At 61.1% G+C, this 12,340-nt stretch carries 17 protein-coding genes and 2 pseudogenes; 1 reads left to right on the plus strand and 18 read right to left on the minus strand.

Annotated features, from left to right (window positions below):
- Nucleotides 1-4 precede the first annotated feature (4 nt).
- From JFT91_RS23460 to JFT91_RS23545, 18 genes and pseudogenes are all read right to left on the minus strand, one after another.
- Nucleotides 5-530, minus strand: a pseudogene (locus JFT91_RS23460) (phage tail protein).
- Nucleotides 527-1,702, minus strand: coding sequence for a baseplate J/gp47 family protein (locus JFT91_RS23465; protein WP_201233995.1), 1,176 nt, complete (start codon nucleotides 1,700-1,702; stop codon nucleotides 527-529). The pseudogene JFT91_RS23460 and the gene JFT91_RS23465 overlap by 4 nt, the downstream one beginning before the upstream one ends.
- Nucleotides 1,699-2,016, minus strand: coding sequence for a DUF2590 family protein (locus JFT91_RS23470; protein ID WP_201233996.1), 318 nt, complete (start codon nucleotides 2,014-2,016; stop codon nucleotides 1,699-1,701). Before JFT91_RS23470 ends, JFT91_RS23465 begins: the two co-directional genes overlap by 4 nt.
- Nucleotides 2,013-3,998 carry a phage tail tape measure protein gene (locus JFT91_RS23475; protein ID WP_201233997.1) on the minus strand — a complete coding sequence of 662 codons (1,986 nt, stop codon included), beginning with the start codon at nucleotides 3,996-3,998 and terminating at the stop codon, nucleotides 2,013-2,015. Before JFT91_RS23475 ends, JFT91_RS23470 begins: the two co-directional genes overlap by 4 nt.
- A gap of 5 nt (nucleotides 3,999-4,003) precedes the next feature.
- Nucleotides 4,004-4,144 carry a DUF6890 family protein gene (locus JFT91_RS23480; protein ID WP_191626909.1) on the minus strand — a complete coding sequence of 47 codons (141 nt, stop codon included), beginning with the start codon at nucleotides 4,142-4,144 and terminating at the stop codon, nucleotides 4,004-4,006.
- A 23-nt stretch (nucleotides 4,145-4,167) separates the two neighbouring features.
- The gene (locus JFT91_RS23485; RefSeq protein WP_201234042.1) at nucleotides 4,168-4,398 is read right to left on the minus strand and encodes a putative phage tail assembly chaperone; all 231 of its coding nucleotides are present in this window, start codon (nucleotides 4,396-4,398) and stop codon (nucleotides 4,168-4,170) included.
- A gap of 60 nt (nucleotides 4,399-4,458) precedes the next feature.
- Nucleotides 4,459-4,986, minus strand: a complete 528-nt coding sequence (locus tag JFT91_RS23490; protein WP_201233998.1) for a lysis system i-spanin subunit Rz — start codon at nucleotides 4,984-4,986, stop codon at nucleotides 4,459-4,461.
- Nucleotides 4,983-5,510 (minus strand): lysozyme, encoded by a 528-nt coding sequence (locus JFT91_RS23495; RefSeq protein WP_201233999.1) that lies wholly within the window; start codon nucleotides 5,508-5,510, stop codon nucleotides 4,983-4,985. The genes JFT91_RS23490 and JFT91_RS23495 overlap by 4 nt, the downstream gene beginning before the upstream one ends.
- Nucleotides 5,507-5,803 (minus strand): hypothetical protein, encoded by a 297-nt coding sequence (locus JFT91_RS23500; protein ID WP_128615521.1) that lies wholly within the window; start codon nucleotides 5,801-5,803, stop codon nucleotides 5,507-5,509. Before JFT91_RS23500 ends, JFT91_RS23495 begins: the two co-directional genes overlap by 4 nt.
- On the minus strand, nucleotides 5,803-6,012 hold the full coding sequence (locus tag JFT91_RS23505) for a TraR/DksA family transcriptional regulator (RefSeq protein ID WP_116256721.1): 210 nt from the start codon (nucleotides 6,010-6,012) through the stop codon (nucleotides 5,803-5,805). Before JFT91_RS23505 ends, JFT91_RS23500 begins: the two co-directional genes overlap by 1 nt.
- On the minus strand, nucleotides 6,012-6,461 hold the full coding sequence (locus tag JFT91_RS23510; protein WP_201234000.1) for a phage protein: 450 nt from the start codon (nucleotides 6,459-6,461) through the stop codon (nucleotides 6,012-6,014). The genes JFT91_RS23505 and JFT91_RS23510 overlap by 1 nt, the downstream gene beginning before the upstream one ends.
- 6 nt (nucleotides 6,462-6,467) lie before the next feature.
- Nucleotides 6,468-7,584, minus strand: a pseudogene (locus JFT91_RS23515) (DUF2586 domain-containing protein).
- An 11-nt stretch (nucleotides 7,585-7,595) separates the two neighbouring features.
- A complete protein-coding gene (locus tag JFT91_RS23520) occupies nucleotides 7,596-8,276 on the minus strand; it encodes a phage virion morphogenesis protein (protein WP_201234001.1) in 681 nt (226 codons plus the stop codon).
- Nucleotides 8,266-8,715 (minus strand): phage tail protein, encoded by a 450-nt coding sequence (locus JFT91_RS23525; RefSeq protein ID WP_201234002.1) that lies wholly within the window; start codon nucleotides 8,713-8,715, stop codon nucleotides 8,266-8,268. Before JFT91_RS23525 ends, JFT91_RS23520 begins: the two co-directional genes overlap by 11 nt.
- On the minus strand, nucleotides 8,712-9,170 hold the full coding sequence (locus tag JFT91_RS23530; protein ID WP_201234043.1) for a head completion/stabilization protein: 459 nt from the start codon (nucleotides 9,168-9,170) through the stop codon (nucleotides 8,712-8,714). The genes JFT91_RS23525 and JFT91_RS23530 overlap by 4 nt, the downstream gene beginning before the upstream one ends.
- A gap of 96 nt (nucleotides 9,171-9,266) precedes the next feature.
- Nucleotides 9,267-9,989 (minus strand): phage terminase small subunit, encoded by a 723-nt coding sequence (gene gpM / locus JFT91_RS23535; protein ID WP_201234003.1) that lies wholly within the window; start codon nucleotides 9,987-9,989, stop codon nucleotides 9,267-9,269.
- Nucleotides 9,986-11,005: a phage major capsid protein, P2 family gene (locus JFT91_RS23540; protein ID WP_201234004.1), complete on the minus strand. Its 1,020-nt coding sequence runs from the start codon at nucleotides 11,003-11,005 to the stop codon at nucleotides 9,986-9,988. The genes gpM and JFT91_RS23540 overlap by 4 nt, the downstream gene beginning before the upstream one ends.
- Before the next feature lies 1 nt (nucleotide 11,006).
- The gene (locus JFT91_RS23545; protein WP_201234005.1) at nucleotides 11,007-11,948 is read right to left on the minus strand and encodes a GPO family capsid scaffolding protein; all 942 of its coding nucleotides are present in this window, start codon (nucleotides 11,946-11,948) and stop codon (nucleotides 11,007-11,009) included.
- 162 nt (nucleotides 11,949-12,110) lie between these two features.
- Here JFT91_RS23545 and JFT91_RS23550 point away from each other — a divergent pair.
- Nucleotides 12,111-12,340 (plus strand): terminase gpP N-terminus-related DNA-binding protein (locus tag JFT91_RS23550; RefSeq protein WP_518524885.1); only part of this gene is annotated, 230 nt, incomplete at its 3' end.

Raw genomic sequence — 12,340 nt, forward strand, 5'->3', positions numbered from 1 at the left:
GCTCCTACAGGCTGGCAACCAGCGTTTGCTGGTCGTCGTTGAAGTCGATCAGGGCGATTTGCAGCCCCACGGGGGTGATGGTCACGAAGTCATAACGGCGACAGGTGCGGCCGTATTGCTGAATCAGCACACGCAACAGTTCAGGGTTCAGCGACAACTGAGCGTTGCTGAACTTCAGCAGTACGACGTCCCAATCCCGGTCGGGCTGGCGCTCCTCGATCTCGACGTAACCCACGCCAAGGCGCATCGAATATGCGCTTGAGGCCGGCGGTGCTGCCGGCGTCGACGGAGTTGATAAAGGCGTATTTCACCCGCAGTCGGAACAGGGATTCCGGTTCACCTTGAAAGCGCGTCACGTCGCGCTGCCAGGCCCACAGTTCAAGAATGCTCATGTGGCAGGTGTCGGGATCGATCTGCGAATAGGGCCAGCGCAGCCAGCCGGTGACGGTTTCCCACCACGCCTGTGCAGCACTGACCAGCTTTGAAAGCTCTGTGCCTTCAAGCCAGAACGGCAATTTGATCTTGATCACTGAATCACCACCGTCAGGTTCTCCAGTCGAGGAATAGACAGACCATTCACCGCATCCACCATCGGCGTGATTTTCACGGCTTCAATGTTTGGGAATTGTTCGTGCAGCTCGGTGCAGAGGCGGCTTTTGCTGAATCGCGCTTGCGGATAGGTCAGCGTGGGCTGGTAGTCGCGGGGAGTGCTTTCGCGAAAGGCAGCACGCACAAAGAATTCCACCTCCTGCTTCAGTGTGGCTTTCTGCTCTGGCGTCTGATTCGGGAACGGCCAGACGTTCACGACCATGCTGGAGAGAGTTTCCGGCATGACCATGGCCAGCAGATCATCGCCGTGGCCATGGTTGCCTTGGTCGCGGATATGCGCGTTGATCTTTTCCAGGTAACTGGCCGCCGGCACACCCGCGTCAAACAGCACATAGGCGTTCGCACTGCCCGGCCCACGCGGTGCGCCGTGTTCGAAATAGACGCCGTCCGGACGTACGCCCGGGAAGGCCGAGATCATGGCGCGATACACCGCGTCGGTGTGCCACTGGTTCACCGCCGAGAACTGATTGCGCACACGCAAACGCAGCTGGTCGTTCGGTTCCGGATCCGCACCTGGTGATTCCAGCCAACCGTCCTTGTTCACCACCTGGACAATGCCGGGGATGGGCACCGGCAAGATCGCGTAGTAACCCGGGGCGAGGTTGAAGCCACTGCCGGACTCGATCGCCTCCACCGGCACTTCCAGCTGCAGCTGGCCTGCTGCGAATATCGCCGGCGCCGTGGTGATCAGTTTGTAGACGTTGCCGTTGATGGCCGCTGACTGCACCACAATGCCTTTTTCCAGCTCCAGCACGCCGTCCGGCACGGCCCGGGTAAACAGCAATTTGCCTTGGGCTTTGGTCGCGCCTTTACGCTCGACGTTGACCGCCCAAGCGAGCATGTCCAGCCAGGCGTCCACCGCCGTTTTCACAAAGAAGTTCGGCAGCACTGACAGACACAGAAAGTCCAGCAGCCACAACACCGGTTTGGTCACCAGCGCAGTCATCACCCGCCAGAACGGCGAATAACTGCTGGTGTTGGCCACCTTCGCGCCTTGGGCTTCAACCTCCTTTTCCCACGCGGCCTTCAAACCGGCCTCGGTGGTCGGGATGCCGGCGTCGGCGATCACCTTTTTAAAATCGACCTGGCTCACAGACTTACCTCAATCGAACCGAATTTCAGGGTTTTCGCAGTGACCAGGTACACGCCCGGTTCCTGCTGGGTGATGCGTGCCGTACCGGGCACCAGGCGCTGATCGTTCTCGACCAGCAGTTCCAGTTGCTGGATGCAGTCGCGCTGCCGCAGCCGATCGCGCTCAGCGACCAGCGTCACCAACAACCCGCTGTCGCGGATCATGTGAGCGATGTCCTGGGCGATGCAGGCGCGGTCATCGATGAGCAACGGCTGGTGTGACGGATCCAGTGCCAGGTCGTTGTCGACGATCAACAGGTCTATGTATTCGCTCATCCGCCGACCGCCATGGCGACCATGTTTTCCATCTCCAACGGGGTCATCGCCTTGCCCGTGTGAATGTTCACGTTCTCCACATGCGTGCCCTTGCTCTGGCTGCTGTTGTTGTTCTGGATGCTGGTCAGCAAGCCACCGGTCGGCACCGCTGAAGGGCGCGCCGGCGAAAGGCTGGGGATTGCCGCGTTGATGGTCTGCTGGGCTTTCTGCGCCGCGTTGGCGGTGTCAGCGGCATTGGTCGCGGCATCGACGCCAGGCACTTCAGGCATGCCGCCGAAACGCGCTTCGATGTTTACGCCCGGGATGCTGTTCAGCAGCTCGATCACGCCGTTAACGGCCGTGGTGAAAATGCCGACGATGCTGTCCCATGCCGCCTTGGCCATGCCTGACCAACCGCCCATTGAGTTAAACCAGTCGGACAGCTTCTGGAGCTTGTCGGCGACGAACTGGAACGCGGCCGTATTCATCAGGGCAGACGTCCATTCGTCCCAGTAGTGAACCGCCGCGACAATGACCGCCACCAATGCGAGAACACCGACCACAACCCAAACCATCGGGTTGGCCAACAGTGCCGCGTTGACCAGCCAGATCGCGCCCTGCCACAGCAGCATGGCGCCACGCACCAGGGCAAGGCCGGCGCTGAGCGTGTAGATCACGGCCATATAAGCCAGGATCGCCAGTTTCTGCAGGACGAAGCCGGCGACCGTGCGCAGGTTGAGCAACTGGACAACCTTCCACACCGACACCAGCCCCAGCCAGGTCATCCGTGCAACGCCGACCACCACGGTCAACAACGACATGGCGCCGACGATGGCCATGATGGTCAGTGCAGTGATGCCGATCACCCGGGTGATGTTGGGAAACAGTTGCGACCAGCGCACCAGGGTTTTGCCGATGTCCACCATCTTGTTCATGAACGGCGTCAGTACCGGGATCAGCACCTGGCCAAACACCACGCGCATGACCTCGACCAGGGAAGCCCACTGTTGCCATGGATCGACCATGGCCCTGGCCATCTGCTCGGCGTTTTCGAGACCGCGCACCTTGCCCAACTGCTCGATGCCGTTGCGCAGCCGATCGGTGTCCTTGGCCAGCGCGCCGATTATCTGGGCGCCTTCACCGCCGAAGGCTTCGACCAGTTTGGCCCCGGCCGACGCTGTGGTCAGATCACCGAACTTGCCCTGCAGCTTGTCCAGAATGGTCATCATCGGCAGGACTTTGCCCTGCTGATCGGTGAACTGCATGCCCAGCTTTTCCGAGGCGGCGCCGATGTTCTCGAAAAACGCTTTGTAGCGCCCGCCGGCGTCGCCGCCCTCCATGGTGCTGCTCAGCGTGCCGATCACGGCCATCTGTTCGGCAAGGTCGACGCCCGATGTGGTGGCGATCGCGCCGGCTTCCTTGAAGGCGTCCTTCATCGCGGCGCCGCTCGTGCGAAACAGCTGCACGGCCAGCGCGGTTTGCCCGCCGAGTTTTTCCACCCACGCGCCCTTCCCCATCGCATCCGCTTGGGACTTCTGCAGGTTGTAGAGCGTGCCGACGTATTCACCCATGGTTTCGGCGTCAGACTTGGTGGCCTTCGCCAGCAAGTTACTGGTGTTGGTGAACGTGGCGAGCTGGTTGCCGGCAAGTCCCTTAATGGCGCCCTCGATCAGGTAAGCCGAGGCCACAAAATCCTTGGCGTTCTCGCCATAGCTGACGGCGAACTGCAGCGACTTGGCATTGAGCGCAGACAACGCATCCTCGGCCACGCCCAGCGATCGGACGTCGCCCAAGGCGCGATTGACCTCCAGCGCCGGTTCCATGGACTCACGAATCCCGACCACAGCCGCCGTCACGCCGGCCATGCCCAGGCCGATCGTCTTGATGTGCTGTTCGCTCTGATCCGCAAGCTCGGAAAAACCCATTTTCACCTTGCCCAGGGGCGCGGTGACCTTGTCGGTCAGGCTCAGGATGAAAGCCAGGCTGGCGCTACGGTCTGCCAATGTCGTTACCCGTTCAGCGCAAGAGCGATGCCGTTAGCCACGGCAAACTCCATGCGTTTCCAGTATTCGTCCTCCAGCCACTTGGCCGTCCCCATCGCCTCGGGCGTGGGTTCGGCACCAGGTAGCCAGCGGCTCGTCAGGGCCATGAGCTGGCCCAAGCCGTTTTCGCTTAAGCGCTCAGCGTGCTCGTGCGCTTTTTTACGATCACCTCGACGTTCGGCGCGTACTCCTCAAGCAGCGCGCCGGCGAGCTGCATCACCATCACGGGATTGCCCAGCAACGGTTTCAGCGTGGCCTTTTCCTCTTGCTTGACGGTGGTCATCAGCAGGTTGTTGCCCGGGGCGACCTTGTTGGTCTGGGTCAGGGCATTGAAGTATTTGGTCACGTCAGCCGGGGTCAGGCTGAACGTGAATTCCGCTTCGCCGACCTACCAGGGTGATTTCGGTGTTGTTCTGTTGGCTCATGGTGTTGGTCTCTTGTTGAGGTTGGAAAAAGTGGTGTCCTGGTGCGCCTGCGATCGCAGGCACACGCCACGGACGTATTGCTGCAGTCCGAGGATCATTTGCCGGCTTAAGGCAAGCTGATCTCGGAGGGTGAAATAATCCGGTCTAGCGTCTGCTGCGAGTTCGGCGCGTCCTGCATCAGCCATGCGGGCGGTGCCGGCGGCGGCGGGCACAGATCCGGCGGCGGGACAGGTGGCGCGGACATGCAGCCGGCCAGTGCCATCGCCAACAGAGCGGCGCAGGCGCTTGTTTTCAGTGAGTGCATCGGTCAATTCCTTGGTGTTTCGCTGGTCGATCGCATCCCGCTCGGCCAGCATCTCGCCGCTGATCCGGGCCGCTTCACGCAGGCCGTTCGCTTCCCATTGCGCGCTGTCGCGCTCGCGCCTGGCGTCGTCGCGCTGATCGGTTACCCGATCAAAAGCCACCCACAGCAGCAAGGCGAGCAGCAGCACGAAAGGCGCCAAACGCAACGGGGAAAGACTCATTTCAGGCACAGTTCCATTTCAGCCAGCCGGCGGTTGTGCAGGCCTTGAACGAAGCGCTTGCGGCCCTGCGCGTCTGTCACATAAGCCCATACCGGCGTCTTGCCGTCCGGTGCCCAGGCCAACGCCCTGCAGCCGTCAGCGATGCGGCCGGCATTGATCAACGTCACCGCCCGACTGGCGCAAGTGCTGGGCACACCCACGTTGTGGCCATGGCTGGTCAGAGCGTCGAAGGTGTTCTGGCCCACCTTCGGGTTGGTGATGCAGTCGGCGAGCTGCAGCTGGGTTTTGCGGATCACCAGCTGCTCCACCTCCGCGCAACGCTCAGGCGACCAGTAATCACCGACCACCACCGGGAACGGGCTGGTATGTCGAGTGATGCCCTTGCAGACGCTGGGCAGTCCGCCGGCCAACTTGTCGGCATAGACGGTGTTCTGGCCGTTGCCCTCCCAAGTGCCCAGGAAGATCACCAACGGAGCGCTGGCCAGCGCAATCACACCGGCCTGAATCCTTCCGCGCAGCCTCATGGAAACCACACCCGCAGCAGTGCCGGCACAACCATCTGCAGCACAGAAGCGACCACCGTGAGAATGGTCAGCAAGCGCCCGACCTTCGCGCCGATGTCGTTTACCGCGACCGTCAGGGTCTGCTGGCCAGCGTTCAGTTCCGACAGTTGACCGGCCATGTGTTCAAACCCCTGTTCCAACTTGGTCACGCGGGTAGGCACCGTTTCGTGGCGGTCTTCCAACTCGCTCAGCCGGTGTTCGAACACCGCGAATCTCTGTTCCAGCGTTCCGAGGCGTACGGTTTCGGTCGTCATCAGCGTTTACTCTGCTCAAAGCCCGTCTGGCACGGGACGCATCTCGTTTTACCGCCCAGCGCACGGCGTGCCGGCGGGATCTCTTTGTCGCAGTCCTCGCAATGGGTCAGGCTTGGCCCGACCGGCACAGGCGTCAGTAGCTGGGCCTTGATCGCCTGGTCACGTTGGCGTTGCTCCAGCTCCTGGGCGCGGTCGAACCAGTCCACCATTAACGGATCCCCTCGATCTCGGCCGCAGCCAGGTAGGGAACGCCGTTGATGTGGATAAAGTCCGGACTGGTGACGTCGAACGGCACCTTGTGTTTGGTCTTCTCGCCACCCTTCGGGTCGATCGACAACAGGCTGGAGATCTTCACCTTGCAGCCGAACGCCTCCACACGCAGTTCGTCCTCACCGGCCTTGGCGAAGAACACCGCATCGAACGGTTTCAACTCGCGATAGCTGCCCGCCGATCGCGCCGCGTCGATCAGCAACTCAAAGTTGGAGCTATCCAGCTCCAGTTCGCCGGCAGCGGCCACGTCGCCGTCGACGTAACCGTCAGGCACGCCCCGGGTTTGGGCCACGGCCGAGTTATCGGTGATGTCCAGGGTGCAGCTTTCGACGTGCAGCGCGATATCGCCCAGGCTCACGTCGAAGTTCTTGCCGCCAATCTTTGCCATGGGGCGTTACTCCGCTTTGTCAGTGGAAAGATCCAGGGCAATGTTCGCCGTGAGGTCTTTCGGGCAGTTGAGGGGTTTGAGCTTGATGTAGGCCGCGACTTTGGTTTTGCTCTGCCACTCCAGCACCAGGTCGCCGTCTTTCGGCGGCTCGATGTCACCGGGAAACACCTCGCCGTTGAACTTGATGGACTTCGCCATGGCTCGCAGTGGCGCCATCAATTGGTTGGTATTCACCGCCATGCTGTTGGGCGTGTTGTTCAAGCGACGATCAGCGACACGGCGGATCAGCAGCGGACGGATCAGGCGAGCGGCCTTATCGGTGATGCGCAGGTATTCCACGACCTGAAAGTCACTACCGGGGGTGTCCAGCATGTTGCAGTCACCCCAGTACACACCCGGATAGTCGGGGTAGGTCTGGGTGACAGAAAACCGCGCCCGATCCAGTTCACTGCGTACAGCGGACGGCAGCGGAATCAGCTCGCTATCAATAGGCACGTCGCCAAGCCCCAACACCGGGCCGGTGGCCACGCGCATCGGGCTATCAGCAATGCTCACAGCCGAGTTGGCCAAGCGGCCAGCCAGCACGCCCAGGTCATTACCGTGCAGTTGCGGTACAGGTGAAACGCGCGGCGCTGCCAGACCCGCTACCAACGCTTTTTGCTCGGTGAGGTACTGCGCCCAGGTCTGGTCGACGGCGATGCCGGCACTGCTCGCCAGAAAGAAAACCCGGCGGCCGTAGGTATTGTTGAGGGCAACGGCCGCGTCATGCATGGCCGACAGTTCATCACCCTTTGTCGACAGGCTTGGTGACGATTACCGCTTCCACCGACAATCCTTGTTGCTGAGTTTTCTGCAGTGCGGTTGCCCAATCACCCTCGGGACCGATCGGGGCCGCCATGCAGGCCCAGCGCTGGCCACCGTTCAAGCGAGCGGCGGTAATCTGGGTTTTCAGGTCGTTCGCCGGGATGCCCAGGGCGGCGTCCAGATCGCTGTCGGTGTTCAGCGGGATGACCTGGCCGACGTTTTTGGCGGCGGGGCCGATGAAAAGAAAGTAACGCTCAACCTCTGTCACGGCACCCTGGCCTAGATTGAGGTTGTCGACGGTGACTTGACCGAGTGCCATGTAGTGCCTCGTTAACGGGGTGAAGTTAGGATTTGTTGAAAGACCTGGTTAACCAGCTCGCGGGTTTCATTGCCGGTCGCCACGCCGAGGAACTGACGTTTTGGCAGGGTGATGTCCCAACTTTGCGCGCCAGATGTCTCGGTTTTCTCATCGTTCAGAATGCGGATCAGCAGACCGGCCTTGGCGTAGTTCACATGCTGTTGAATCCATGCAACCGAAGGCCGGGCCGGCGTCTTCTTGCCCTTCTGGCGGACGCGAAAACCCAAACGGCGCAGGCGTTTCGCCTGTTTGTCGGTGCAAGCGATGCCAGGCGGGACGGTGTTCCAGCGGCGCATCTGTGCAGCCGTGCGCCGCTCGGTGGCGCCGTTGTGCTGCTGCGTGGCGACCCATCGAGTCAGCGCGTTTTTCCAACCCAGTTCGGCTTCGTCGGCACTGACTCGCGTGACTTGCAGCAGCTTGGCCAGCCCGGCTTCCATCTTTTTCTTGCCCTTGGCTGATCCCTTGCGTTCAGCGAACGGCGAGCCGTCGACGTTTTGCTGGGCGCGCTGACGCTTGCGGCTCATCGAGCGCACGCGCTTGGTGACGTTGTTCAGCAGACGACGGCGCAGCACCGGCGGCAGCTCCAGCAGCGCCAGTTGAGCGTCGACGTTGAGTAAGCCCCTGACATCGAGGTCGCACGGATTAGCGGTCACCGGTGGCCACCTCGCCGTTCTCGGCAACCCACAGGTCAAACGGGACGAAAGCCCAGGTCTTACCGAAGGCGCCGATCTCGCCGGCAGGGTCTTCGGCCAGATACTGCGGCTCGACAAACTCCAGCGTGATTTCCACGTCGAAGAGGTCGTTATCCAACGGTTCTACAAGGAACTCCGGCGCCGGCAGTTCGTGGTGGTCGCGGTTGGAGTCGTGGTTTTCCAACCAACTCCCAACCAGAGCCATCAGGCGCGCCGGATGGTCGGCGAAACGCTCCAGGACAATCGCGGCGCGATAGTGCATGTCGGCAAAGTGCATGCCGTCGATGTCGGGTTTCCAGATCAGCGAGAGCTTCACCTGCTCGGTGAAACTGTCGAGCTGTTCAGGCGCGACCAGATGGCGTTCCCGTAGGTAGGCGGTCAACCCTTGCAACTTGGTCACAGCAGCGCCGCCGTGATTCGGCCACGGCCTTGCAGGGCACGAACGGCGGATTGGCTGAATGCCAAGAAGGTTTCTTTAAGCTCGGGCGCTTCCTTGGCGGTGTTCTCAGCGCTTTCGCGGCGGGTAACCGATGCAAATTGAGGCAAGGCGCTGGCCTTGGCGCGGCAATACACGGCGCGCTTGTACAAGCTGACCCGCAGTGCGCTTTCAGGCGTCGACGGTTCGGCCGCTTCGACATTGGCAATGCCGAGGAGCCGCCAGCGGTTTTTGAGCTTGGCCAGGTCTGTATTGACCTCGGCCATGGCAATACTCAGGGCGTCGACCAGCAACGTGCCCAGGAACTCCGCCGGCAGGCGGTAGCCCTTCTGGAACTCGGTCACGGAGAGGTTCGGCCAAAAGCCGTCGTTCTCAATCGTCTGTTCCACAAAGGTGGTCGGGTTCCCGGAAAAGCTCATTGCTAGCCGCTCAAATAGGGCGGGGAGACTGTTTTCCGTGGGGCTGGCCATGAATGGCAGACACACGTCCACAGTTCCCCGCTGGGGGGTAGTCGGTTATTGGGCGCCGATCACGGCGGGTGCTTGTTTGGCGATCGCCTTGCGGCACTTCGCAATGCGCGTCTCATTGCCGGCTTTCGCGTACAGCTCGGTGGAGCGTTCCAGATGCTGGAGCGCGGTTTCCCACTGCTCGGCCTCCATGGCGCGCATGCCGATCAACTTGTGGTACTTGCTCGGGATCTGTTCGGTCAGCTCCCATTCACCGTCGACACGCGGCAGCAGATAGGACAGGTACGGCTCCGGGCTGCGTTGCGCGTTGTATTCGGCGTAAGCCCAATCGATCACGGCGTCCGCAACGAAGGTTTGCACGTCGCGGCGCTTAAACCGCTCGGGCATCTCCTGGCCCTGCCCGATCGCAAAGTCCGCGAGTGCCAGGCCGTCTTCGAACTGCTCGGTGTCGAACAGCCAGACCATCACCTGCACCAGAACGCGATTCGGCATCACCAGACCCGAGTCCTTGTAGCGCTGAATGAAATCCTGGTACTTGGGCAACAGCTCCTCGCGCTTGAGTGCCTGACGCCCAGCGAGCCCCTTGATATCGCTCAGGCGCTGCAGATCCTGATCCAGCGACGCTTCCATCAGCAGCAGGTGCTTTTTCGCGTTGGCCGGGCTGCTCAGGGCTTCCGCCGGCGAATACGCCGCCGGTGCCGCTGCAGCAGCAATCACTGCAGCGGTTCCTTGAGCCAAAGTGCGGCGCTTGTGCGCGAGAGCCAGGCTCACTTCACCAGCTCCACGTTCTCGGTCAGCGCGATTTTCTCCAGCTGCTCGATCACATAGCCTTCATTGCGGCTGTTGTAATCCTCGACGCGGGAGCGTTTCGGGTTGTCCACGGTTTGCTTGCGCCAGCTGGAGTCCTGGAAGTAGATCGAAAGGTTGTCCCAGCTAGTGACCAGCACAGCGTTGACTGGGAAGAACGGCACGCTGAAGCTTGGCAAACCGCCGTAGGTGGCGATCACCTGGGCATCTTCGATGCGCTCTTTCTCGGTCGGCACGTCGCCTTGCTTGGCGTACAACTTCGCCTTATCGGCCGCCAACAGGTCGGAACCGATGATCGCGACCAGGTCACCACCGTCGCGCAGACGCTCGTCCACCATTTGCTTGGTGTCATGCACCAGGGCGTCAAGGTTGGCGTAATCACCGTCCACCCCCAAGGTGACTTTGCCGGCGGCTTTGCCTTCCTTGAGCACCTGCTGCGGCGCTTGCTCGCGCAGTTGCTGCAGCCAGCCTTTGTTCACGTCCTGCAGCATCGGGTAAGCAGCGATATCAGTCTGCGCAGCCGCTTTCACACCGTGGAAACCGACCATGATGCGATCGAGGGCGATCTGCTTCTGCACTGCAGCGGAATAGCGCTGGTGGAAGTCCGGGAATTTGGCCCAGGCGTCGATTTTTGCGTACGGCAGACCCACGTCCGACTCGGTGGACGAGAGTTCGTAGGTGGAGTTGTCCAGCTCGGAAGCGTCTTTCGCTTCGCGATCGGTGGTTTTGGTGTTGGTGCGGCCCGTGACTGGGCCGGACACGCCGATAAACACCTTCTCGCCCTTGATCTCGGTCACCGGAATGACGTTGATGCGCTGCAGGAAGTCCGCTTTTGCCGTGATTGCGTCGTTCAGCTCCTGGGCGATCGACGGTTCAACGGAAAACATCTTGCTGGACAGCGCGACACCGTAGGTCTCGGCGATCGCCAGCTGCATTTCGGCGTACATCTTGGCGCCGTAGGCGCTCAGGGAACGAGCCATGTCAGAGCACCCGCACTTTGGATTTGTCGGCGGCACCGGTGGAGCGTGGCAGCTGACGACCATTGGTAGTGTTTTTCAGTGCGGTGAACTCTTTTTGCAGCGTGGTGAACGCTGCCAGCAAGGCCTTGTTCCCGCCACCGGTACGCTGAAATTCGCGCTCAGCCTCTGCAGTCGTGACGATATCGTCTACGGCCGCAGTTACGTCGTCGATCGGGGCTTGATCGGGTTCTGGTGCGTCTTCAGCGGCAGGCTCGATCACGGCCTGAATGCCAGCGGCGACGACCAGCAGCTGGGCCAGCAGGGCTTTGAGGGCCGTTGCAGTAGCTTCATCCATTGGGGGTTTGCTCTCGGTTGGGGTTTGCGGAGTGGTTTCGGTGGGGGTGTCTTCAATGCCGAAACACTTGAACAAGCGGGTGAACATCGTAGCGAGACGTCCGATCTCGCCCGGCGGCTCGGTCTCAGTCGTGTTCTTGGTCACGGGCAGCGGGCCGAGTTCCAGCGAAGCGGCGTAATACGCGGCGCGGCTGGTTCGCTGGGAGAAATACAGCTCTTGGGTGCCGAGGCTGGCCGGCTCGTCGGTCACGGCGAGGCCGGTCAAATAGGCCTTGCCGGTGCCCGCGAAATTTGGGGTGATCTCAATGCTGGTGAACAGCTTCTGGCCCTGGTCGTTGAGGTACAGAAGGCGGTCGTTTGGTTTCAGCTGCGCTTCCAAGGCAATTTGCCCCGGTTCCAGATCGTCGCCCTCTTCCACCAGGCGCACGGCAAATACGGTGCCGTGCGACCCTGTCCAGCGTTCGTGGTCACACCAGATCACAGCGGTGTATTTGGCCGGGGTGTAGGTCTCGGCGATGTCGCGCAGTTCCTGGGGAAGGATGTCGCGGCCATCAATGGTCGGGCCGCTGGTGGCGACACGTTTCCAGTAGGAGACAAGGGAACGGGGCATGAGTGGTAACTGCGCTCAATCGCTGAATGAGCCGCCACGATAGGGAGCCGATTACCGCCAAACAAACGGTTGAAATTCAGAGTTCTCCTATTTTCGGGAGATAGGCGGATCGCAGCATTTAACCCCGCGTTTCCGGGGTTTTCGCCGCATAGACTGCGGCCCATGAACTACCCGACCGAAGTTAAAGAAGCCGCAAAACGCCTCTACCTGCGCCGCTGTTCGGTGAAGGAAATACAGGCGCATTTGAAGCTGCCCAACATTCGAATCGTCTATTACTGGATCCGCCAAGGCGGCTGGGACGAGATGCTGACGGATGAAGAACCGTTGAGCGCGGTTAACCGCCGAATCACCCTGATCCTGGAAAAGATCGATCCGCTGACGAAAGCCGAACT

The sequence above is a fragment of the Pseudomonas sp. TH08 genome (assembly GCF_016651275.1).
In the GTDB taxonomy this organism is placed as follows: Bacteria; Pseudomonadota; Gammaproteobacteria; order Pseudomonadales; family Pseudomonadaceae; genus Aquipseudomonas.

Bases quoted from the DNA above. Each gene is read 5' to 3' on its own strand.
- JFT91_RS23470 (WP_201233996.1), bottom strand. From the start codon at position 2,016: ATGAGCGAATACATAGACCTGTTGATCGTCGACAACGACCTGGCACTG.
- JFT91_RS23480 (WP_191626909.1), bottom strand. From the start codon at position 4,144: ATGGCCCTGACGAGCCGCTGGCTACCTGGTGCCGAACCCACGCCCGAG.
- JFT91_RS23490 (WP_201233998.1), bottom strand. From the start codon at position 4,986: ATGAGTCTTTCCCCGTTGCGTTTGGCGCCTTTCGTGCTGCTGCTCGCC.
- JFT91_RS23495 (WP_201233999.1), bottom strand. From the start codon at position 5,510: ATGAGGCTGCGCGGAAGGATTCAGGCCGGTGTGATTGCGCTGGCCAGC.
- JFT91_RS23500 (WP_128615521.1), bottom strand. From the start codon at position 5,803: ATGACGACCGAAACCGTACGCCTCGGAACGCTGGAACAGAGATTCGCG.
- JFT91_RS23505 (WP_116256721.1), bottom strand. From the start codon at position 6,012: ATGGTGGACTGGTTCGACCGCGCCCAGGAGCTGGAGCAACGCCAACGT.
- JFT91_RS23510 (WP_201234000.1), bottom strand. From the start codon at position 6,461: ATGGCAAAGATTGGCGGCAAGAACTTCGACGTGAGCCTGGGCGATATC.
- JFT91_RS23530 (WP_201234043.1), bottom strand. From the start codon at position 9,170: ATGAGCTTTTCCGGGAACCCGACCACCTTTGTGGAACAGACGATTGAG.
- JFT91_RS23540 (WP_201234004.1), bottom strand. From the start codon at position 11,005: ATGGCTCGTTCCCTGAGCGCCTACGGCGCCAAGATGTACGCCGAAATG.
- JFT91_RS23545 (WP_201234005.1), bottom strand. From the start codon at position 11,948: ATGCCCCGTTCCCTTGTCTCCTACTGGAAACGTGTCGCCACCAGCGGC.